This window comes from Rossellomorea sp. RS05 (assembly GCF_039822645.1).
Classification (GTDB): Bacteria; Bacillota; Bacilli; order Bacillales; family Bacillaceae_B; genus Rossellomorea; species Rossellomorea marisflavi_B.
Map to the genome: position 1 here is coordinate 1 of NZ_JBDKWY010000010.1, position 20,488 is coordinate 20,488.

Below are 20,488 nucleotides of genomic sequence, written 5' to 3' on the forward strand. Positions count from 1 at the left end.
GACATTGGCGAAGAGGTCACACCCGTTCCCATGCCGAACACGGAAGTTAAGCTCTTCAGCGCCGATGGTAGTTGGGGGATCTCCCCCTGTGAGAGTAGGACGTCGCCAGGCTATTCATTCCACAGTAGCTCAGTGGTAGAGCTATCGGCTGTTAACCGATCGGTCGCAGGTTCGAGTCCTGCCTGTGGAGCCATTGCTTCCATAGCTCAGCAGGTAGAGTGCTTCCATGGTAAGGAAGAGGTCACCGGTTCGAGCCCGGTTGGAAGCTTTCTTTTTTTTTTGAGAAACATCAGGACTGGCCCATTGGTCAAGCGGTTAAGACACCGCCCTTTCACGGCGGTAACACGGGTTCGAATCCCGTATGGGTCACCATTTTTATATTCGGAGGATTAGCTCAGCTGGGAGAGCATCTGCCTTACAAGCAGAGGGTCGGCGGTTCGATCCCGTCATCCTCCACCATAGTTTTTTCACGGAGCGCAGCGGAGTGAAAATAACTTACCTTAAAGGTATTGAATTTTTCCCTCGCAGCGTAGCGGAGTGAAAATAACGTACCATAAGCTCTTTTTTACTAACACACAAGCCTAAAACAATCACCTTCACGGGTTTTTATTTTTAGCTGGGTGGATGCAAAGAGTGTTGCTGATCAAGTACAACTGAACATGCCGGTGTAGCTCAACTGGTAGAGCAACTGACTTGTAATCAGTAGGTTGGGGGTTCAAGTCCTCTTGCCGGCACCATTTTTCCTTTAGCTGGAGGGGTAGCGAAGTGGCTAAACGCGGCGGACTGTAAATCCGCTCCTTCGGGTTCGGCAGTTCGAATCTGCCCCCCTCCACCATTTTGTATAATCTTTTGTGAAATGGACATCCTTATAAATGTCCCTTTTTTATGCCATTTTATTGGGCTATAGCCAAGCGGTAAGGCATCGCACTTTGACTGCGACATGCGTTGGTTCGAATCCAGCTAGCCCAGCCATTTATGAGCCATTAGCTCAGTTGGTAGAGCATCTGACTTTTAATCAGAGGGTCGAAGGTTCGAATCCTTCATGGCTCATCATGAAAACTCCCACGAATTCTTTCGTGGGAGTTTTTTGTTATGGAAAGTGTGTGAGGTAGAACGTAAATAAGAAGCTTAGGGAAGTCCGCATATATATACATGAATATGTGCAGTTGAGTCATTTGTGTGAAAGCGGATACAATGGAGGGAGATACAACGATGAGAGGATGGTTGGGATGAAGAAGGATATTTCGATTATTGGGGTACCGATGGACTTGGGTCAAATGAGGCGTGGAGTCGATATGGGACCGAGCGCTATTCGATATGCAGGTGTGATTGAAAGGCTAGAGGATCTAGGCTACGCCATTAAGGACCTTGGAGATATCAAGATCGGTCAGGCGGAGCGGGTACATAAGGACAGGGATACGAACCTTCGCAATCTTAAGGCGGTGGTTGAGGCCAGCAAGACGTTGGCAGCAAAAGTGGACGATGTGATTGAAGGTGGAGATTTCCCATTGATTTTCGGAGGGGACCACAGTATTGCCATCGGCACGCTTGCAGGCGTCTCGCCTCACTACGAAAACCTGGGCGTGATCTGGTATGATGCTCACGGAGATTTGAACACGGCAGATACATCCCCGTCAGGCAATATTCATGGAATGCCGCTTGCAGTGAGCTTGGGGCTTGGTCATGAGGATCTCTTGGACATTGGGCATGACCGCGTAAAGATCAAACCGGAGAATGTCGTGTTGATCGGAGCCCGATCATTGGACGAAGGCGAGAGGGAGCTTATAAAGGAGAAGGGCATCAAGGTCTACACCATGCATGAAATAGATCGTCTCGGCATGGCAACCGTGATGGAAGATGCGATTGATTATTTGAAGGAGAGAACGGACGGTGTCCATCTGTCCCTTGATCTTGACGGGTTGGACCCGAGCGATGCACCGGGAGTGGGAACACCGGTCCTCGGCGGCATTAGCTATCGTGAAAGTCATCTTGCCATGGAGATGCTGGAGGAATCCGGACTGATTACGTCTGCAGAGTTCGTGGAAGTGAATCCGATCCTGGATGAAAAGAATAAGACGGCAACGGTGGCAGTGGCGCTAATGGGCTCCCTATTTGGAGAAAAACTTCTTTAATCGATACAAAAGAAAAGGCTGATCATCCTACCACAGGGGATCAGCTTTTTTGTGGTCAATGGTGTTTAAACCCTTGATATTGATTTAGTAGATCATCGAGCCTCACACTCAAATCGACGACCTGCTCATCTGCGAATGATGATTTCAGTGCCATCTCGACCATCTGACGACGACAGTCTTCTATTTCGAACAGTAGATCACGTACTCGTACTCTCATTTCCAAAATCCCCCTAAATATAAATAATTAGTCCCTTTATACCCCTTTTGAAATAATTGTAAACATTTTTATCCGAAAATTTGTTAGGATAATGAGGAGAGACCGTTTCATATAGGTTGCAGGCTGCGTTTTTCATCGTTTTTACCTATATCTTCGGTAACTTTTTCAGCTTACATACGTCCATTATAGTGGTGCATTGAGCCATATGGGCTGTACCTCACAAAGTAGGGGCGGATTCATCGATAAAAGGTCCTGAACATGGTGGAAGAAAAAACATAAAAAACATCATAAAATTAATGAAACCTTTCAATAGGGTGTAACGTATATAACGATACCCGCATGGAGCGGAGGTTGAGGAATGGACGAAATCATCAATAGAAGAATCAAACAGGTTCTCAAAGGCGATCAGAACGCATTTGGAGAAATTGTGGAGTTATACAAAGACAAGGTATTCCAACTGTGCTACAGGATGCTCGGCAATCGGCATGAAGCGGAAGATATTGCACAGGAGGCATTCATAAGGGCCTATGTGAATATCGAGACGTTCCATCAGAACAGGAAGTTCAGCACCTGGCTGTTCCGGATCGCGACAAACCTGTGCATAGACCGGATACGCAAGAAAAAACCCGATTACTTCCTGGATGCGGAAGTAGCCGGGACGGATGGACTGACCATGTATTCTCAAATCGCAGCTGATATCCAGCTCCCTGAAGAAGAAGTCGAGAATATGGAGCTCCAAGAGACGATCCAGAAAGAAATTTCAAAATTACCTCAGAAATATCGATCTGTCATCGTATTAAAGTATATTGAGGAGCTACCCCTTCAAGAAATCAGTGAGATATTGGATATGCCGCTCGGTACAGTGAAGACGAGGGTGCATAGAGGGCGTGAAGCCCTACGGAAGCAATTACGATCTTTGTAAGAGAGGGGGAGCATTCATGAAAGCATGTCCTGAAGAAGTCATCGAATACATGCATGATTATCTTGATGGAGATATAGGAAGCGCTCAAGCATCGGAACTGAAGAAGCATCTGCAGGAATGCGATGATTGTCAGCATCATTTTCATGAGCTTAAAAAAGCGATCGCCTTTGTACAAAGCACTTCGCATATCAGTGCACCAAGCGGGTTCACTGACAGTGTGATGGCAAGGCTTCCGAAGGAGAAGAAAAAAGTAGGATTCCAGCGATGGTTGAAAAACCACCCGCTTATTACAGCCGCAGCGCTGTTCTTGACGTTCATGACCGGAGGACTTTTCACATCATGGAATGGAAATGATGATTTCGCATTCACCAAGCACGATAATCTCGTCGTACAGGATCATACGGTCCTCGTCCCAAAAGGGGAAGTGGTCAAGGGTGATTTGACCGTACGCAATGGCGATGTGAAGATAGAAGGAAAGGTCACGGGGGATGTGACCGTGATCAACGGTGATAAGTATCTCGCTTCTGCAGGAAGTGTGACCGGTGACATCAACGAGATTGATGAAGCCTTTGGATGGCTTTGGTATAAGATCAAAGAAGGCGTCAAAGGCACAGTGGATTTAGGAAATTCGCAAATGGTTGAAAATTAAGATAGACTAGAGGGACGTGGATGACGTTCCCTCTAAGGGCTGGCATTCACGTGGTGTCAGTTTTTTTCTGTAAAACGTAAGTTCAAAGCAAGAGAGGCCATGGGTGTCTTTTAATGGACAAGGACAAAATGTGATATACTAAAAAAGTTACGAAAATGAAGAAGCCACATGGCGGCTTACGCTTTCGATTAAGCTATTGGAGGATGTAATATGCCGTTTCTCGATATTTTTACGGATTACTCCGCACTGGATTATGTCTCCGATATTGTAGATATTCTCGTGGTGTGGTTTGTAATCTACAAACTCATCATGCTGATTAAAGGCACGAAAGCAGTACAATTATTAAAAGGAATTTTCGTTATCATCATTGTAAGGGGTCTCAGTAGCATCTTTGGCCTTGATACCCTCGGATGGATGATGCAGCAGGCATTGACCTGGGGATTCCTTGCCATCATCATCATCTTCCAGCCCGAACTGAGACGGGCCCTCGAACAGCTCGGCCGTGGCCGCCTGTTCTCGAGATCCGGCATGCAGGAAGATGAAGAGCAAGAGCGCATCATCGAATCCATGACCAAAGCGGTCAGCTATATGGCGAAGCGCCGCATCGGGGCCCTTTTGACACTTGAGAGGGAAACAGGGATGAGTGATTACATCGAGACGGGGATTCCCCTCGATTCGAAGATCTCATCTGAGCTCCTTATCAACATTTTCATCCCGAATACACCTTTGCATGATGGTGCCGTCATCGTTCAGAAGAATCAAATTGCGGCAGCGGCATGTTATCTGCCACTATCCGAGAGCCCGTTCATTTCAAAGGAGCTCGGTACGCGTCACCGGGCGGCGCTTGGTGTCAGCGAAGTGACAGACAGCATTACCATCGTTGTATCTGAGGAAACAGGCGCCATCTCCATTACGAAGAATGGTGAGCTTTATCGCGACCTGACTCTGGATCGTTTCAAAGAGATCCTGACGAATGAACTCGTGGGCGAACGTTCGAATGCTTCCTCGGTGAAATGGAACTGGAGGGGGAAGAAATAGATGGATAAGTTTATGGAAAGCCGTTGGTTCATGCGCATCGTCGGTTTACTGCTTGCACTCATCCTCTATATGTCCGTCAACTTCGGCGACCTTCAAAAAGAAGCGAATCGTCCGAGTAGCGGAAGCTCTCAAGAAGATGTGGAAACTGTTCAGGATGTGCCACTTGAAGTGTTTTATGACAGTGATAACCTTGTCGTAACAGGAATGCCCGAGACGGTGAACGTCAGGCTGGAGGGACCGAAAGCCCTCGTACAAGCAGCCAAGCAGGTGAAGGACTTCCAAGTGTATGTCGACCTCAATGACGTCGGCATCGGGAACCATCAGGTGGAAGTCAAAATAGACAACCTATCGGATAAGATGCAGGCGAAGGTCAACCCCGGCTATGTGAATGTGTCGGTGCAGGAGAAGGTCACGAAGGAATTCGGGGTCGAGCCCGAGTTCAATGAAGGACTGCTTGCCGACGGCTATGATGCACAGGGGCTGGCAGTGGAGCCTAAAACCGTGAAGGTGACAGGAGCAAAAGACGAAGTGGAGCGCATCACCTATGTGAAGGCGACCATCGATGTCGATAATGAAATCAACCAGAATGTCACGAGGGAAGCACAGGTACAAGTGCTCGACCGTAACTATAATAAACTGGATGTCGAAGTAGAACCGGAAACGGTCGATGTGACAGTCTCGGTAACCAACCCGAGCAAGTCCGTCCCCATTTCGGTGAAAGAGAAGGGGGAGCTTCCTGAAGGCGTGACGCTCAATTCCATCAGCGTCAAACCAAAAGAAGCCACCATATTCGGAAATCAGAGCCTCCTCGATACAGTGAAGGAGCTGTTTGCCGAAGTGGACCTCTCCGACATCAAGAAAGATACGACGAAGAAAGTGAAGATCGGCCCGCAGTCCGACCTCAATAAGGTGACTCCGGAAGAAGTCGAAATCACCATCGATGTCTCAACAGATGAGGATAAGGAACTGACGGGTCTCGAGATCACACCGGAGGGTCTCCCGGAAGACTATGAGTACACCATGACGTCTCCCGAGGCAGAGGCAGTGGATGTCTCACTCAGCGGCCCCCAGGATGAGGTGAGCAAGGTGACGAAGGATGACTTCTCCCTTGCCCTCGACCTCTCGGGGCTCGAGCCGGGTGAACATGAGGTGGAGATTACTGCACAGGGACCGGATAACGTGGACTGGACCTTGTCACAAAAGACCGTAACTGTAGAAATTAAAGATAAGAACACATCAGCCGAGGGCTGAAAAAGGAGAGAATAATGATGGGTAAGTATTTTGGAACAGACGGAGTAAGGGGAGTAGCCAACTCGGAACTGACACCTGAACTGGCATTTAAGCTGGGTAGATTCGGGGGTTACGTACTGACGAAGGATGCCACACGTCCCAAAATATTGATTGGAAGGGATACACGGATCTCAGGACATATGCTCGAAGGCGCCCTCGTTGCAGGACTCCTTTCGATCGGAGCGGAAGTCATGCGACTTGGAGTCATTTCCACACCAGGTGTCTCCTATCTGACAAAGGCGCTGGGAGCACAGGCTGGGGTCATGATCTCAGCTTCCCACAATCCTGTGGCAGACAACGGAATCAAATTCTTCGGACCGGACGGATTCAAGCTGTCCGATGACCAGGAGAATGAAATCGAAGTGCTCCTTGATGCTACTGAAGATACCCTTCCGCGTCCGGTAGGCGGAGATCTCGGTCAGGTGAGTGACTACTTCGAAGGTGGACAAAAGTATCTGCAATATCTTAAACAAACAGTGGATGAAGACTTCGACGGACTACATATCGCACTCGATTGTGCACATGGTGCCACTTCTTCCCTTGCGACGCATCTGTTCGCCGATCTCGATGCGGACATTTCCACGATGGGGGCGTCTCCGAGCGGGCTGAACATCAATGAAGGAGTCGGTTCCACGCATCCTGAAACACTCGCTGAAATGGTGAAGGAAAAAGGAGCGGACCTTGGTCTTGCCTTTGACGGAGACGGAGACCGAATCATCGCCATAGATGAAAATGGAGACATCGTCGACGGAGACCAGATCATGTACATTTGCGGGAAGTTCCTCAAATCAGAAGGTCGCTTGAAGCAATCAACGGTCGTATCCACTGTGATGAGTAACCTCGGCTTCCATAAAGGACTTGAAGAGCACGGAATCCAAAGCATCCAGACAGCAGTGGGAGATCGCTATGTGGTCGAGGAAATGAAGAAGAACAACTATAACCTCGGCGGGGAACAATCCGGCCATATCATCTTCCTGGATTACAACACAACAGGTGATGGGCTTCTTACAGGAATCCAGCTTGTGAACATCATGAAGATCACGGGTAAATCCCTATCAGAGCTTGCGGGTGAAATGAAGAAGTTCCCACAAAAGCTAGTGAACGTCCGTGTGACCGATAAACATCACGTAACGGATAATGCCAAGGTGAGCGAGGTCATCACCAAGGTGGAAGACGAGATGAATGGCAACGGCCGCATTCTTGTCCGTCCATCCGGAACCGAGCCTCTTGTCCGCGTTATGGCAGAAGCTCCGACTGAAGAGCTTTGCGCCCAATACGTCGATGAGATCGTCGCCGTGGTACAGGCGGAAATGGGCCTGGCTGAATAGTTGATTTTCCATGCATGAGGGGTCACCTAAGGCCCCTCATGCATATTTTATAGTAATGGTCATTTCATCACCATGTTGCGAAGCAGTGACAAACCGCTAACAAATGGTCGGTCCATTCATAATATGATTGACGGATGATAAGCAACTGGTGTATGATGATTTTGTTTTTAATTTTTCAACATACTGGAAACACTTGACTCAAGAATGGAAAGGTGGAAAGAGGTTGTACGATTTATAAAAAGCGCCAGGACTAAGCGGCTGCTTAGTTGACGAGGTGGAGGTTCTATCGATCGATCGGCGGGTGCCTCCCGGTTCTAGTCACAGAACCGTATGATCCTTCTTCAAAACATCGGGGCAACCCGGTGGACAAAGGGAAGGTTCAAGTGACCCTAATACAAATGACAAATAGAGATAAGGGGGCAAGTTGTCCCCAAACGAGATTTGCCCCCTTGTACTTTCAAGGAGGAACTATTCACATGTGCGGAATTGTTGGATATATCGGAAATGCAGATACAAAGGAAATCTTGTTAAAAGGTCTTGAGAAGCTTGAGTACCGCGGATATGATTCTGCCGGTATCGCGGTTCAGAATGAAGAAGGCATCCACGTGTTCAAAGAAAAGGGACGTATCGCAGATCTTCGCGCAGTCGTAGACAGCAGCGTAGAAAGCCATACAGGGATCGGACATACGCGCTGGGCGACACATGGCGTGCCAAGCCACGACAATGCCCATCCTCACCAAAGCACGTCTGGACGCTTCACCATCGTTCATAACGGTGTCATCGAGAACTATTCACAGCTGAAACGTGAATACCTTACAGAAGTGAACTTCGTCAGTGAAACCGATACAGAGGTCATCGTACAGCTGATCGACAAACTCGTAAGCGAAGGAAACGATGTACAGGAAGCGTTCCGTCAAACGCTCATGCTCCTTAAAGGTTCTTATGCCATCGCCCTATTGGATGCTGAGAACGAAGAAACCATCTTCGTTGCCAAGAACAAGAGCCCGTTGCTCGTAGGTCTTGGAGAAGGCTTCAACGTCGTGGCAAGTGATGCCATGGCCATGATCCAGGTAACGGATCAATTCGTTGAACTGATGGACAAAGAAATGGTCATCGTATCCAAAGAGAAGGTCGAAATCCAGAACCTGATCGGTGAAGTGATGGAGCGTGCTCCGTACACAGCTGAGATCGATTCAAGCGATATCGAAAAGGGAACATACCCTCACTATATGCTCAAAGAAATCGATGAGCAGCCACTTGTGATGCGTAAGATCATCCAGGCGTACCAGAATGAAGACGGTGAGCTTCACATCGATCAGCCGATCGTCGGGGCCATGAAGGAAGCAGACCGCATCTACATCGTAGCATGCGGAACAAGCTACCATGCAGGTCTTGTCGGGAAGCAGTTCATCGAGAAAAGCGCCAATATCCCTGTCGAAGTACATGTTGCCAGCGAATTCAGCTACAACATGCCGCTTCTATCGGAGAAGCCGCTCTTCATCTTCATCTCACAAAGTGGTGAAACAGCGGACAGCCGTGCCGTACTCGTCAAAGTGAAGGAATTGGGTCACCAATCCCTCACCATCACGAACGTAGCAGGCTCTACGCTTTCACGTGAAGCGGATCACACCCTTCTTCTTCACGCGGGTCCTGAGATCGCCGTTGCGTCTACCAAAGCGTACACAGCCCAGCTTGCAGTCCTTGCCATCCTTGGACATACAGCAGGAAAAGCCATCGGCGTTCAACAAGGCTTCGACCTTGTCCACGACCTTGGAATCGTTGCTACTGCCATGGAAGCCCTCTGCGATACGAAAGAAGAGTTCGAAGCGATTGCCAAGGAATACCTTGCCACTACGCGCAACTGCTTCTTCATCGGACGCTCCATGGACTACTTCGTTGGACTCGAAGGTGCTCTTAAACTGAAAGAGATCTCCTACATCCAAGCCGAAGGATTCGCAGGAGGCGAGCTCAAGCACGGAACGATCGCCCTCATCGAAGAAGGCACACCGATCATCGCCTTGGCGACACAAGAAGAAGTAAACCTTGGAATCCGTGGTAACGTCAAAGAAGTCGTAGCCCGCGGAGCCAATCCTTGTATCATTTCCATGAAAGGCCTGGAAGACGAAGAAGACCGCTTCGTCATCCCAGAGGTGAACCCATTATTAACACCTCTTATCTCTGTCATCCCACTGCAGCTCATCTCTTACTACGCTGCCCTGCACCGCGACTGTGATGTCGATAAGCCACGTAACCTTGCAAAATCCGTTACGGTTGAGTAAGAGATTCGTAGAGTTGTAAGAACTGAATATGCTTTAAAGTCCCCCGCATGGGTAAATGCGGGGGACTTTTTTTTGCTGGCTTTCCATTTCCAATTCTCATACTATAGATGGTAACGGGGTAAAGAATACGCTTGTCACCAACGGGCATCTTCTTTATTAACTGAGTATTCCTGAAAATAAAGGTACCTACAGAAAGGCGACAAGAGATGAATATACTAGATTTAACACCTGAGGACTTCGAACTGATCCAATCTGCCAAAGATAAGATCACCATGCTCTATGAAGATGATAAACACCACGTCGCAGCAGCCCTACGTACGAAATCGGGTGACATCGTCTCTGCTGTACATATCGAAGCTTACATTGGACGTGTGACCGTGTGCGCCGAGGCAATCGCCGTGGGGAGTGCTGTCTCTTCCGGCCACAAGGGTTTCCATACCATCGTGGCTGTCCGGCACCCCTATTCCGACGAAGTTGATCGCACGATCCGTGTCGTGAGTCCATGCGGCATGTGCAGGGAATTGATCGCTGATTATTCACCCGAATGCTTGGTCATCCTGGAGGTGGACGGTAAGCTGGTGAAAACCAGGATTGGGGAGCTGATTCCATTGAAATATACAAGGTCATCTACGTAAAGGGAGTGTAGAAAATGGACTACTACGGGGAGCTTTGCACGAAGGTATACGAAAGCGGGAAGTCCATTGCTGAAGGGGAGGAGCTTACCTTTTATCTATCCCATGTGACCGAAGGGATGAAGATGCTTGAGCCTATGTGCGGAAACGGGCGGATGCTCATTCCTTTCATGCAGAGAGGGATCGATATTGAGGGCTTTGATATCTCGGATGAAATGCTGAAGGTATGCATGGTGAAAGGGAGTGAACGGGGTATGGAACCCCGTGTATTCCATCAAGATATGAGGCACTTCAACCGGCAAGATAACTATGATTTGATCATGATCCCATTCGGGTCGTTCTCCCTTCTTCCGGAAGAAATCATCCCGCTGTGCCTGAGGAATTTAAAGGAGTCCCTAAGACAGGGTGGTAAACTACTGATCACGGCTATCATCCAGCAGGGGGCTGATGACTGCCCGGAATGGAAGGAGACCAATAGACTTCAAGATGGAAAGAATACCATCATAGAATACAAGCGGATGACCTATGACAAGGACAGCAGGGTTCTGAATAGTAAGCTGAAGTACCACCTTATACATGAGGGAGAGGTACTAAAAGAAGAGCTGATGGATTTTCCGATGCGCATGTACGGAGTAGAAGAGTGTAAGGATTTGCTTCGGTTTGTGAACGTGACCGTCCATGAAGTGTTGGATGGGTACGGCAAAGGGAATCCATTTCACGTGTTTGAAGGCACCATATAGAGCAGGAAAGCGAGGGGAACCATATGCATTTCACAACCGACCGACTCACCATCAGACCGTTCACTGAGGATGACATCCACGATGTATATACGATCTATCAAGAAGAAGAAACATGTCGCTATCTTCTCCACGGCCCATGGACCACGGAGGATAGGGAGGAGCGGTTCCGGAAGAAGATTCAGAATCAAGCTCTCTCCAGTGAATCGGGCCTGAGCCTCGCCGTGGTCGAAGGAGACAGGGTCATTGGAGATTTGTCGGTATGGTACACCGGCATGAAGGACACGGTGGAGATCGGATATAGCTTTGCAAGGGAGACGGCAGGGAAAGGATACGCGACGGAAGCTCTAAGAGGGCTCGTAAAGCGGCTTTTCATAGAATACGATATTCATAGGATCCAGGCGACCCTCGACAGCCGGAATCAAGCGTCGGCCAAGCTGTGCGAGCGGATCGGGATGAGGAAGGAAGCTCATTTCATACAGGACTACTGGAATAAGGGCGAGTGGACGGACAGTTTCGTGTACGGCATGCTGATGGCAGATCTTGATCCCGAGATGTGAGTGACACGGCCAAAGGTCGTAAAAAAGATGCGACCAATCCCCAATGCGGTGCCCGTTCCCACAGGCTACAATGTGGTCAGAGAGGATGTGGCACCCATGAAAAAAGAAAAATGGAATGAAGAACTTCCAGTCGTCCAGTTCCGCATCGCGCGTCCAACCAGGAAGTTCGCCGAGGTCATCCGCTTTTATATGGAAGGCATTGGGCTGAAGAAGATAGGCGGATTCGAGTCGCACAATGGGTATGATGGGATCATGCTCGGTCTCCCGGGCCATGCGTATCATCTGGAGTTCACGACCCGCGAAGACGAAGGGCCCTGTGAGGCACCGACAAAAGATAATCTCCTTGTGTTCTATATCCCGGATGGTGATCGAATGGAGGAGATTGTATCCAGACTTGCAGAAATTGGGTACGATCCGGTGGAACCGGAGAATCCATACTGGAAGGAGAAGGGCATCACGATAGAGGATCCCGAGGGCTGGCGGATGGTGTTGATGAATACAGGAGGCATTGGGTGAAAAAGTAATCTAAAAGACTTTCGAATAGAAGGTCTTTTTTATCATTCAACATGTTTTGTACCTTGCCTTTTTGTTATGATGGTAATATAAACCATTAAAGGAGGGGAGAACCATGCTTGAAAATCTTATCGCCTATGCTGTCGCCATCTTTCTTTTTCAACCGATCAATGTCCTGATCCATGAGTACGGTCATGGCTTCTTTGTGAAGATATTCGGGGGTCGGGTGACGAAAATCGAGGTTGGGATCGGTGAACCCCTCTTTCAGGTGGGACATGTACAGGTGAATAAACAATTTTTCATCTTTGGAATGTGCCGGTATGAAGGGACTCCGGAGATATCAAAAAGCCGTTTGAAGCTGTCCTTCATCGCCATCGGGGGCGTGCTGTTCAATGCAGTGACCATCACCATGCTCATCCTCGTTAAGGTGTATACCGATCATAACCACTTCTTGGATGGGTATTATTTCGGCGTGACGGGTATGCTCATTCTATCGGCCCTATTCCCAATGACGTATTCTACAGGCTTATACAGTGACGGAAAATGGCTGGTGAATATTTGGAAGAAAGACTCTCTATCAGCATAAAGGAGGTTCAAAGATGGATAGTATCATATTCGACCTGGACGGAACGATCTGGGATCCGATCGATACGGTTCTGGAAGCGTGGAATCGTACGATTGAGGAGCATGATGAAGCGGGGCAGACGATGACGCGTGAGAATTTTGAAGGGGTCATGGGCCTGCAGGTGAAAGAAATCGAGGAGAGGCTATTCCCGGACGTTGATGAAGAGGTACGGTCGAGGATGTTGAAGGCATGTCTGGAACGGGAAGAAGCGCTCCTCGGCGAACGGGGTGGAAGGCTATATCCGGATGTGGAGAAGGTGCTTGAGACCCTGTCTCATTCCTATAAGCTCTTCATCGTGAGCAACTGCCAGGACGGCTATATCGAAACGTTCTATGATTATCACAAACTCGAACGATTCTTCGAAGACTTTGAGAATCCTGGGCGCACTGGCCTAAGTAAGGGAGAAAACATCAAGCTGATCATGGAGAGGAACAACCTGAAAGCCCCGGTCTATGTCGGGGATACGGACGGTGACCGGAAAGCCGCAGAGTATGCGGGAATCCCATTTGTCTACGCCAAATATGGATTCGGCAAGGTGGAGAAGCATGATGAGGTGCTTGAGGCGTTCGGGGATTTGGTGAAGCTGTATTAGTTCATGCTATTTTAGAAGGGAGAAGAAAGTAGCCAAGGATACGTTCCCTGGCTACTTTCTTTTGTACTCAACTCGAGCCATGTCTCGTTAGAATCTCCGTTCCGAGTCCCCGTCCGTCGCCTTGATCCGAAGGAATCCGGAGGACGATCCGTTGAATTCATCTTTAAGATCGGGGCTATCGATTTCATCCTCGATTAGGACGGTCTGACTGCCTTTTCCCTTCACGGTTACAGGATAGCTGCCTTTGAGGAATTCCTCAAGTGGGAATTGCTTATCGTATGTGGAGTCGAGGAGCTCCAGGTTGAATGAAACATCATTCCGGCTATGATTCTTCAATTTTATATCGCACGTAGCATAAATATGTCCGTCCCCATTTGATTCAAATGTACACTCGCTCCTGTCGTTATAGGAAAGGGCGTAGATGCCGCTGGCCAATGTATGTTGATAGAGCCAGATGGCCATGGTGGGAGCCGCTGCATAGGCGAACATGGTCAGTAGGACAAGGCGGATCCGGTATTTCTTCAATCCACGTACGAGAAAGACGATGGCGCTGATATATAGGAAGCTGCCGATGATGCCGACAATGACGAATCCGTCGCTGTCGGTGATCGGGAAGGACATAAATACTGTTCTGGCTTCACTCAGTTTGTTTTCAGGGAACGGGAAGTACAGCGCCATGCAGATGAGGAAAATAGCCATGGCTGTTAGAACCGATGCCTTATTTTTAATCATGGAACCCCTCCTTCATAACAAAATATGTATTTATTTCCATTTTAACGCATGGACGAATACAAGAAAAGACTCAAGTCGGGACTTGAGTCTTTGGATCGTAAAAAGTCTTTGGGCGATTCATGGGGACTGCGCGCCCCTCTTTTCCCTTTACCCCTTGAACGTCACAGGTTCCATCTCCTGATCGATGGCCTTCATTTCATAGCCCTGTTCGGTCAGCTGTTGAAGGAGTTGGTCAAGGGAAGCGAGGGTCGTCTTTTTGTCGTGCATGAGGATGACCCGCGGTGTTTCGTGATATTGATAGTCTTCGAGTTGTTTCATCACGTTCGGGACATAGGCGGGGCTCAGGAAGCGCCAGTCCTCGCTGTCGATATCCCAGTCCCACAGGTGGAAGCCAGCGTCATTCACGGCCTGTCGGTAGGCAGGTGTCATATTCGGCACGGAACCGTATGGGACGCGGATAAGATTGCTGGTTACACCGGTGAGTTCTTGAAGTGTCGCCTGTCCTTGTTTCATTTCCCCTACCACGCTGTCCTTGGATTGATAGATTTTCTTCACATCATGGCTGACGCCGTGCATCCCGATGGAATGACCGGCAGCAACCATATCCTGAATGGCAGTGCTGTATGTCTTCATATTCGGTTCAAGCATGAAGAAGGTGGCTTTTGCATCGTATCGATCGAGCACCTCAAGGATGCCTTCGGTATTTTCATTCGGACCGTCATCGAATGTCAGATAGACGATTTTTTTCTCTGTCGCTTGTTCTTCTTGATCAGTGCCCTGATCCGGTGTTTCAGCATCAGGAGCTTGTTCGTCAGGCTCCGTGGTTTCTTGTTGATCATTCTGTGCCTGCTGGTCCGTGTCGTCCTTCGGTTCAGGATCAGCAGGCTGTTCTTTCTCGGTATCCTTGGCGGTTTCCGGTTTTTCGGGTTCGTTGATCTTGCCCGCTTCGCCACCTAACGGGGATTCCGATTGGTTGAAGGCAATCCACTTGTCTCCGACCCCAGTACTTTTGGCTACCACGATATCTTTGATCAGTATACTTGATAATAGGATAAGTACGAGGGTCAGTGCGCTCAAGATGACCCGTTTCACGTTTAATCTCCTGTTGTATTTTCGTTCCTGCTGTTGCATTCCCCTCACCTTTCTTCTCGCTGTTTGTCTCTATTTCCCATGGTAAAACATTCTTCTCGTAAAAGGGTTACTAATCGGTTACAAACCGCCGTCGAACGTTGTAACTTTTTTGTTACTTTTGTCGAGAAGGTTTACACTATACTGATGGAAGCTATAAGTAGGAAGTGAATGGAATGAAGAGACTGACGATACAAGTGGTCCTTATATTATTGATATGCAGTGGATGCTCATTATTTCAATCGAATTCGTCGTTGATGAAGCCCCCTCAGCTCCCGGTCCAGCAGCAGGAGCTGAAGCAGGCGATCAGTCAGTACGTGCCTGCACAGGCTGAGTGGCTCTCTCCTCTTGATGATGGGGACACAAACCGGATCATTGAACGGGATATTGATGGAGACGGAGAGGAAGAACTGATCGTCTTTTACCGGATGCCGGATAAGACGGCCCAGATGGAAGGGGTCATCCTTGAGAATCGCAAGGGGGAGTGGAAGAAAAGAACCCAGTTCAACGATCTTGGCAGGGAGCTTCAGAAGGTGGAGTTCGCCGACTTAGATGGAGACGGAAAGGATGAGGTCCTGATTGGGTTTTCGTATTCCAATGAGTCATCGGATAAGGCCCTCCTCGTCTTCAATGTGAACGGAGACAAGCCGGAGAAGCTGTTTGAATCCCAATACAGTGCCTTTTTTGCCGACGATTATAACGAAGATGGGAGGGGTGAACTGATGCTCGCTACCCTTGTGCCGAATCAGGAGCATAACGTCACCCTCTACTCATACAAGGACAACATGGAAAAGGTCGATGAGCTCAAGCTGGACCCTTATGTATACCCTTATTATCATACGGTGGCGGGATACGTTACCCCATCCGTCAAGGGCGCTGTCCTGGATTCCAGTGTGGGGGCGCACTCCTCCACCTCTTTCATCGTCGGTGTGAAAGACGGTAAGCTGAAGGAAGTGAAGCCGAAGGGATTGAAGGAAGAAGATCTCTTCAGGGCAACAGCCGCGAATAGTATCGATACGAATGATGACGGGATCATCGAATTTCCTGTGCTTGTTGAAGGAAGTGAAGACAAGCCGTATGTGGATATGCCGTTCATCAGTGAGTACTACCAGCTGAAGGATGACGGGGAAGCCCGCTTCATCGAAAGCACATATGAGAATGTGAACTATCAATATACATGGAAGCTCCCCGATTCGTGGCCGGATGTTGAAATCGACACGAGCGGGGACCGCCGATACGTGAAATTCATCTCTAAGGAAGATGGCACTGTCCTCTACGATATCTATGCCGTCGAGAAGGATAAGGCTATCCCCGATGAAGGATGGAATGAATTGAGTGAAAGCAATCAATTCATCTATCTGACTAAGTATTCACCCGAGCGGTACCCGGAAAACTTCCAAGCGAACTAAGAAATGTAGGTGTGGTACATGAAACGGATCATGATCATTGAAGATGAAGAATCGATCAGAGGATTCATCAAAATCAATCTTAAACGATATGGATATGAGGTACTCGAGGCAGGAAGTGCAGAAGAAGGAATCGAACTCCTGAAGGCACGCGGTGCGGATATTCTTCTCTTGGACGTCATGCTCCCGGGTATGGATGGGTTTGAAGCGTGCGGAGAGATACGCAAGTGGAATCCGGCTGTCGGCATCATCATGCTGACAGCCAAGGTCCAGGAGTTGGATAAAGTCCACGGGCTGATGAACGGGGCCGATGACTATGTGTCAAAGCCCTTCAGCCCGAATGAATTGATTGCGAGGATCGAGTCCCTCTTCAGGAGACTCCGGCCCGCTCCCGCCCCCAAGCCCGTGCCTGACTGGTTCCTTGATGAGAAGAAGCGGCTCTTCTACGTCAAGGGGAAGGAAATCGACCTTTCTCCCGTGGAGTATGAACTGGTCACCGGTATTCTCAAGAAAAACGGCCAGGCTGTGAGTCGGAATGATCTTCTCGATAAGGTGTGGGGCGTGAACTATATGGGTGACCCGAAGATCGTGGACGTGAACATCCGCAGGATCCGCCAGAAGATCGAGGAGAACCCGTCCAATCCCTGCTTCCTCCTGACGGTCTGGGGCTTCGGATACCGCTGGAGTGAGGATGGCGAAAATGGGGATTAGAAAACGGCTGCTGATCCAGAACCTGAGCATCATCACGCTGTCGATCCTCCTGTTCCTCGGAATCCTCATATCGGGGATCTACCACTATTACTACAGTGGGACGGCTGAGATCCTGAAGAATCACGCTGAAAATTCCGCTCAGTTCTCAAAGAGATACATGGAGCTTTCCCCGTATACAATCAGGGATCAGGTGCAGGATATCCAGACAAACTTTTCCCTTCCACAGGCTGAAACCCAGGTCATCAGTACGGACGGGAAGATGCTGTCTTCCTCTGAAGGATTCATCAGTCATGGAAAGCTCGACTTCCCTGATATTCAGGATGCCTTCAGGAAAGGGGAAGGAACGTGGATGGGGACGAACCCCGAGACGGACGAGCATGTGCTGGCCGTCTCGGTCCCCCTGGAGTCTGACGGGAAGACGGTGGCCCTCCTCCGTTTCGTATCATCCCTGGAACCCCTGGACGATAACTTCAAGACGATCCTCGCCACCCTGATCGGCATCGGACTCAGCATCCTCCTTATGGTGTTCGTGATCAGTACCTTCTTCTCACGCATGATCACCGATCCCGTCGTGGAGCTGACAAGCGCTTCTCAGAAGCTTGCAAAGGGTGACCTCGAGGCAAGAATGACGGGCACGTACAAAGATGAGTTCCATACATTGAGCCAATCCTTCAATGATATGGGGCAGGAGCTGTTGAAGACGGAGAAGCTGAAGAATGAATTCATCTCCTCGGTCTCCCATGAGCTCAGGACCCCCCTCACCTCCATTAAAGGATGGGGAGAAACCCTGCTGACGGGAGATATGAAGGATGAAGAAGAGATGAAGACGGGGCTCCATATCATCACCAATGAAACGGATCGCTTGATTGCCATGGTGGAGGAACTGCTGGACTTTTCACGCTATGCAAAGGGGACGTTTGAGATTTCACCGCACCCTTTCCCGTTTCATCGGCTGGTTCAGGAAGTGGTCCTTCAGCTCGATAAGAAGCGGCTGGCGAAGGAAATGGACATCGTATTGGAGAATGGGGAGCCGATCAAACTCGAGGCGGACGAACACCGGATCCGCCAGGTCATCTTGAATCTCCTGGATAATGCGATCAAATATTCAGCCCCGGGTTCGACCATCACAATCCGCTATCACCGTGATCACTGCAACCTCGTGTTCGAGGTGGAGGATGAAGGTGTTGGCATCGAGAAGAACCATCTCCAACAGGTGTTGACCCTCTTCTACAAAGAAAATGAAAAATCGGAGGGAGTCGGTCTTGGTCTTGCCATCAGCAAGCAGATCATCGAACTTCATGGAGGTCAGCTTTATGTAAGAAGTGAGAAGAATGTCGGCACGGTTGCCGGATTCACCCTCCCCTTGAATGAATGATCAAACATAGTGAAACCCAGAGCCTGTATGGTTCTGGGTTTTGTTCGTTGAATGACTTTTACCTGTATGTTTCAGGCTGGGACAAGTCGAGGGTATTGACATCCTTGAATCGTAAAATGGGATGAGCGGCTACAACAAGGCCGAGTATCATGGTGAGTACGCCACTGAATAAAATCGTCTGGGTTACACCAACCAGTTCAGCCAGGAGGCCGCCAGCATACACCCCGATCGGAAATCCTAGCCCTGCAATCAATCCATACACCCCGAAGACCCGGCCCCTCATTTCATTGGGTACAAGCTGTTGGCGGAGGGTCGGTGACACAATATTGTAAGGCGCATAAACGGTGCCGCCAAAAAACATAAGGGAGTAGATGATCATGATGTGTGTGAAAAAACTTAAGCTTGTCGGTACGAGTCCCCATAATAAGATGACCAGTCCAAGGGAATAGGAATACGGGAATCGCCTTCCCAGTCTGACCCATAGAATCGCCCCGACAAAGGAACCTACCGCAAAAAATGACCACATTGTTCCCAACGTGCCCGGCCCTGCTTTGACGATCTCATCGACGAAGACAGGAAGCATCGGTTCTAAAGGGGCATAGGTGAAGTTAAAGAAAAATGTGATCAAGGCAATGACGATGAGGATCTTATAAGAGAAGATGTAGGTGAATCCTTCTTTGGTTTCCCTCAGGAAGCGACGCCATTTGTTTTTAACCACCTTCCTGGACGCTATTTTACGACTGTGATAGGCCTCTGGAGGAATCCTATAATACAATAGGGCCGCCATCAAAAAGCATAGGGCATTGACCATCAATGTCATCGGTGCCCCCATGAGAGCGGTACTGAATCCTCCCAGCGCGGGTCCGATCAACGATCCGATTTGTCCGGTCATCGTAAAAACCGCGTTCCCCGTTTCCAACTCCTCCTTGTGAAGAAATTCAGGAAGGATGGATGCGGTGCCTATGGTCGTGAAGGATGAGAGACATCCATCCACAAAAACCACCACGATAATCATCCAGATGGCGAGGACATCAAACCAATAGAGAAGAGGGATGAGGGATAAACATCCGCCTCTCACGACATTTTCCCATATCATAACGGTCCTCCGGTCGAAATGATCTAACATTCCCCCTACCAGGATGCTCGATAATAATGGAGAAACTGTAGCCGTCGATATCACCATTCCAACGGCAACTGTTGAACCGGTTACTTGATAAACAAACCACCCCAATGCAATCCACGACAGTTTCCTGCCAATATTCAGAACCGTGGAAGCGATAAGAAAGTTCCTGAAGTACGCATTTCCAAGTAATGTCCCATATCCCCTCACTAAACCCCGCCTTTCCTGTTTGTTAGGTTCATTATCCACCAACAACTGGGAATTACTGCTCCTGCAAAGGGTTGAATCCAATTCATCCTTTAGATGGAACTTCAGTTTTAACAACCTATCTCACTGGATTCCAAGAATCATTCTTGAAAACAACCTAAACGCCGTGCGAGCTGGTTCTCTGATTGTATTTCTCCACACGCTGTGGATGGATCGGTAGCCAGTAAAACGAAGAAAAGTACTATCCACTGGTTACTCACAGTTTATCCACAGATAATGTGGACAATAATCTTTC

Annotated in this window: 20 protein-coding genes, 8 tRNA genes and 1 rRNA gene; 25 read left to right on the top strand and 4 right to left on the bottom strand. The window is 48.9% G+C overall.

Annotated elements, in window-relative coordinates:
* The 10 genes from rrf to rocF form a co-directional block, all read left to right on the top strand.
* Positions 1–111 (top strand): 5S ribosomal RNA (rrf, locus tag ABJ225_RS19380); the annotation flags it as partial.
* A gap of 7 nt (positions 112–118) precedes the next feature.
* Positions 119–193 (top strand) — tRNA-Asn (locus ABJ225_RS19385).
* 2 nt (positions 194–195) lie between these two features.
* Positions 196–268 (top strand) — tRNA-Thr (locus tag ABJ225_RS19390).
* Between the two features lie 29 nt (positions 269–297).
* Positions 298–372: transfer RNA gene (locus ABJ225_RS19395), tRNA-Glu, on the top strand.
* Positions 373–383: 11 nt separating this feature from the next.
* A tRNA-Val gene (locus tag ABJ225_RS19400) sits at positions 384–459 on the top strand.
* Positions 460–661: 202 nt separating this feature from the next.
* Positions 662–737 (top strand) — tRNA-Thr (locus tag ABJ225_RS19405).
* 14 nt (positions 738–751) lie between these two features.
* Positions 752–835, top strand: a tRNA-Tyr gene (locus ABJ225_RS19410).
* Between the two features lie 62 nt (positions 836–897).
* A tRNA-Gln gene (locus ABJ225_RS19415) sits at positions 898–972 on the top strand.
* A gap of 5 nt (positions 973–977) precedes the next feature.
* Positions 978–1,050 (top strand) — tRNA-Lys (locus tag ABJ225_RS19420).
* 179 nt (positions 1,051–1,229) lie between these two features.
* Positions 1,230–2,132: an arginase gene (gene rocF, locus ABJ225_RS19425; RefSeq protein ID WP_218247449.1), complete on the top strand. Its 903-nt coding sequence runs from the start codon at positions 1,230–1,232 to the stop codon at positions 2,130–2,132.
* Positions 2,133–2,187: 55 nt separating this feature from the next.
* On the opposite strand, the gene ABJ225_RS19430 is transcribed toward rocF, so the two are convergent.
* Positions 2,188–2,349, bottom strand: coding sequence for an aspartyl-phosphate phosphatase Spo0E family protein (locus ABJ225_RS19430; protein ID WP_079513717.1), 162 nt, complete (start codon positions 2,347–2,349; stop codon positions 2,188–2,190).
* 358 nt (positions 2,350–2,707) lie between these two features.
* Between ABJ225_RS19430 and sigW the strand changes: the two genes are divergently transcribed.
* From sigW to ABJ225_RS19490, 12 genes are all read left to right on the top strand, one after another.
* The gene (sigW, locus tag ABJ225_RS19435; RefSeq protein ID WP_048007331.1) at positions 2,708–3,271 is read left to right on the top strand and encodes an RNA polymerase sigma factor SigW; all 564 of its coding nucleotides are present in this window, start codon (positions 2,708–2,710) and stop codon (positions 3,269–3,271) included.
* 16 nt (positions 3,272–3,287) lie between these two features.
* A complete protein-coding gene (locus tag ABJ225_RS19440) occupies positions 3,288–3,920 on the top strand; it encodes an anti-sigma factor family protein (RefSeq protein WP_056541311.1) in 633 nt (210 codons plus the stop codon).
* A 210-nt stretch (positions 3,921–4,130) separates the two neighbouring features.
* On the top strand, positions 4,131–4,958 hold the full coding sequence (cdaA, locus tag ABJ225_RS19445) for a diadenylate cyclase CdaA (RefSeq protein ID WP_048007329.1): 828 nt from the start codon (positions 4,131–4,133) through the stop codon (positions 4,956–4,958).
* Positions 4,959–6,209 carry a CdaR family protein gene (locus ABJ225_RS19450; protein ID WP_053427866.1) on the top strand — a complete coding sequence of 417 codons (1,251 nt, stop codon included), beginning with the start codon at positions 4,959–4,961 and terminating at the stop codon, positions 6,207–6,209. It abuts the gene before it with no gap.
* Positions 6,210–6,226: 17 nt separating this feature from the next.
* Positions 6,227–7,576 carry a phosphoglucosamine mutase gene (gene glmM, locus ABJ225_RS19455; protein ID WP_056541315.1) on the top strand — a complete coding sequence of 450 codons (1,350 nt, stop codon included), beginning with the start codon at positions 6,227–6,229 and terminating at the stop codon, positions 7,574–7,576.
* Between the two features lie 476 nt (positions 7,577–8,052).
* The gene (glmS, locus tag ABJ225_RS19460) at positions 8,053–9,855 is read left to right on the top strand and encodes a glutamine--fructose-6-phosphate transaminase (isomerizing) (protein WP_079513723.1); all 1,803 of its coding nucleotides are present in this window, start codon (positions 8,053–8,055) and stop codon (positions 9,853–9,855) included.
* A 206-nt stretch (positions 9,856–10,061) separates the two neighbouring features.
* Entirely contained in the window at positions 10,062–10,490 is a 429-nt protein-coding gene (locus tag ABJ225_RS19465) for a cytidine deaminase (protein ID WP_053427869.1), read from the top strand.
* A 14-nt stretch (positions 10,491–10,504) separates the two neighbouring features.
* On the top strand, positions 10,505–11,227 hold the full coding sequence (locus tag ABJ225_RS19470; RefSeq protein WP_347321382.1) for a class I SAM-dependent DNA methyltransferase: 723 nt from the start codon (positions 10,505–10,507) through the stop codon (positions 11,225–11,227).
* A gap of 23 nt (positions 11,228–11,250) precedes the next feature.
* Positions 11,251–11,784 (top strand): GNAT family N-acetyltransferase, encoded by a 534-nt coding sequence (locus tag ABJ225_RS19475; protein WP_347321383.1) that lies wholly within the window; start codon positions 11,251–11,253, stop codon positions 11,782–11,784.
* A 96-nt stretch (positions 11,785–11,880) separates the two neighbouring features.
* Positions 11,881–12,300 carry a VOC family protein gene (locus tag ABJ225_RS19480; protein ID WP_347321384.1) on the top strand — a complete coding sequence of 140 codons (420 nt, stop codon included), beginning with the start codon at positions 11,881–11,883 and terminating at the stop codon, positions 12,298–12,300.
* 112 nt (positions 12,301–12,412) lie between these two features.
* Entirely contained in the window at positions 12,413–12,883 is a 471-nt protein-coding gene (locus tag ABJ225_RS19485) for a site-2 protease family protein (protein ID WP_347321385.1), read from the top strand.
* A gap of 13 nt (positions 12,884–12,896) precedes the next feature.
* Complete coding sequence (locus tag ABJ225_RS19490; RefSeq protein ID WP_056541335.1) at positions 12,897–13,514, top strand: HAD family hydrolase; 618 nt, start codon at positions 12,897–12,899, stop codon at positions 13,512–13,514.
* An 87-nt stretch (positions 13,515–13,601) separates the two neighbouring features.
* On the opposite strand, the gene ABJ225_RS19495 is transcribed toward ABJ225_RS19490, so the two are convergent.
* Both ABJ225_RS19495 and ABJ225_RS19500 read right to left on the bottom strand, forming a co-directional pair.
* Positions 13,602–14,246 carry a hypothetical protein gene (locus ABJ225_RS19495; protein ID WP_347321386.1) on the bottom strand — a complete coding sequence of 215 codons (645 nt, stop codon included), beginning with the start codon at positions 14,244–14,246 and terminating at the stop codon, positions 13,602–13,604.
* 147 nt (positions 14,247–14,393) lie between these two features.
* Entirely contained in the window at positions 14,394–15,338 is a 945-nt protein-coding gene (locus tag ABJ225_RS19500) for a polysaccharide deacetylase family protein (RefSeq protein ID WP_347321387.1), read from the bottom strand.
* Between the two features lie 212 nt (positions 15,339–15,550).
* On the opposite strand from ABJ225_RS19500, the gene ABJ225_RS19505 reads away from it, so the two are divergent.
* The 3 genes from ABJ225_RS19505 to ABJ225_RS19515 are packed head-to-tail and all read left to right on the top strand — an operon-like array spanning position 15,551 to position 18,866.
* Positions 15,551–16,783: an FG-GAP repeat domain-containing protein gene (locus tag ABJ225_RS19505; RefSeq protein ID WP_347321388.1), complete on the top strand. Its 1,233-nt coding sequence runs from the start codon at positions 15,551–15,553 to the stop codon at positions 16,781–16,783.
* Positions 16,784–16,801: 18 nt separating this feature from the next.
* Entirely contained in the window at positions 16,802–17,491 is a 690-nt protein-coding gene (locus ABJ225_RS19510) for a response regulator transcription factor (protein ID WP_079513741.1), read from the top strand.
* Positions 17,481–18,866: a HAMP domain-containing sensor histidine kinase gene (locus ABJ225_RS19515; protein WP_347321389.1), complete on the top strand. Its 1,386-nt coding sequence runs from the start codon at positions 17,481–17,483 to the stop codon at positions 18,864–18,866. The genes ABJ225_RS19510 and ABJ225_RS19515 overlap by 11 nt, the downstream gene beginning before the upstream one ends.
* Before the next feature lie 58 nt (positions 18,867–18,924).
* Here ABJ225_RS19515 and ABJ225_RS19520 read toward each other — a convergent pair whose 3' ends face one another.
* A complete protein-coding gene (locus tag ABJ225_RS19520; protein ID WP_347321390.1) occupies positions 18,925–20,310 on the bottom strand; it encodes an MFS transporter in 1,386 nt (461 codons plus the stop codon).
* Between the last annotated feature and the right edge of the window lie 178 nt (positions 20,311–20,488).

Bases quoted from the DNA above. Each gene is read 5' to 3' on its own strand.
- glmM (WP_056541315.1), top strand. From the start codon at position 6,227: ATGGGTAAGTATTTTGGAACAGACGGAGTAAGGGGAGTAGCCAACTCG.
- ABJ225_RS19480 (WP_347321384.1), top strand. From the start codon at position 11,881: ATGAAAAAAGAAAAATGGAATGAAGAACTTCCAGTCGTCCAGTTCCGC.
- ABJ225_RS19495 (WP_347321386.1), bottom strand. From the start codon at position 14,246: ATGATTAAAAATAAGGCATCGGTTCTAACAGCCATGGCTATTTTCCTC.
- ABJ225_RS19505 (WP_347321388.1), top strand. From the start codon at position 15,551: ATGAAGAGACTGACGATACAAGTGGTCCTTATATTATTGATATGCAGT.
- ABJ225_RS19490 (WP_056541335.1), top strand. From the start codon at position 12,897: ATGGATAGTATCATATTCGACCTGGACGGAACGATCTGGGATCCGATC.
- sigW (WP_048007331.1), top strand. From the start codon at position 2,708: ATGGACGAAATCATCAATAGAAGAATCAAACAGGTTCTCAAAGGCGAT.
- ABJ225_RS19430 (WP_079513717.1), bottom strand. From the start codon at position 2,349: ATGAGAGTACGAGTACGTGATCTACTGTTCGAAATAGAAGACTGTCGT.
- ABJ225_RS19470 (WP_347321382.1), top strand. From the start codon at position 10,505: ATGGACTACTACGGGGAGCTTTGCACGAAGGTATACGAAAGCGGGAAG.
- ABJ225_RS19510 (WP_079513741.1), top strand. From the start codon at position 16,802: ATGAAACGGATCATGATCATTGAAGATGAAGAATCGATCAGAGGATTC.
- rocF (WP_218247449.1), top strand. From the start codon at position 1,230: ATGAAGAAGGATATTTCGATTATTGGGGTACCGATGGACTTGGGTCAA.
- cdaA (WP_048007329.1), top strand. From the start codon at position 4,131: ATGCCGTTTCTCGATATTTTTACGGATTACTCCGCACTGGATTATGTC.
- ABJ225_RS19440 (WP_056541311.1), top strand. From the start codon at position 3,288: ATGAAAGCATGTCCTGAAGAAGTCATCGAATACATGCATGATTATCTT.
- glmS (WP_079513723.1), top strand. From the start codon at position 8,053: ATGTGCGGAATTGTTGGATATATCGGAAATGCAGATACAAAGGAAATC.
- ABJ225_RS19450 (WP_053427866.1), top strand. From the start codon at position 4,959: ATGGATAAGTTTATGGAAAGCCGTTGGTTCATGCGCATCGTCGGTTTA.
- ABJ225_RS19485 (WP_347321385.1), top strand. From the start codon at position 12,413: ATGCTTGAAAATCTTATCGCCTATGCTGTCGCCATCTTTCTTTTTCAA.
- ABJ225_RS19515 (WP_347321389.1), top strand. From the start codon at position 17,481: ATGGGGATTAGAAAACGGCTGCTGATCCAGAACCTGAGCATCATCACG.
- ABJ225_RS19465 (WP_053427869.1), top strand. From the start codon at position 10,062: ATGAATATACTAGATTTAACACCTGAGGACTTCGAACTGATCCAATCT.
- ABJ225_RS19475 (WP_347321383.1), top strand. From the start codon at position 11,251: ATGCATTTCACAACCGACCGACTCACCATCAGACCGTTCACTGAGGAT.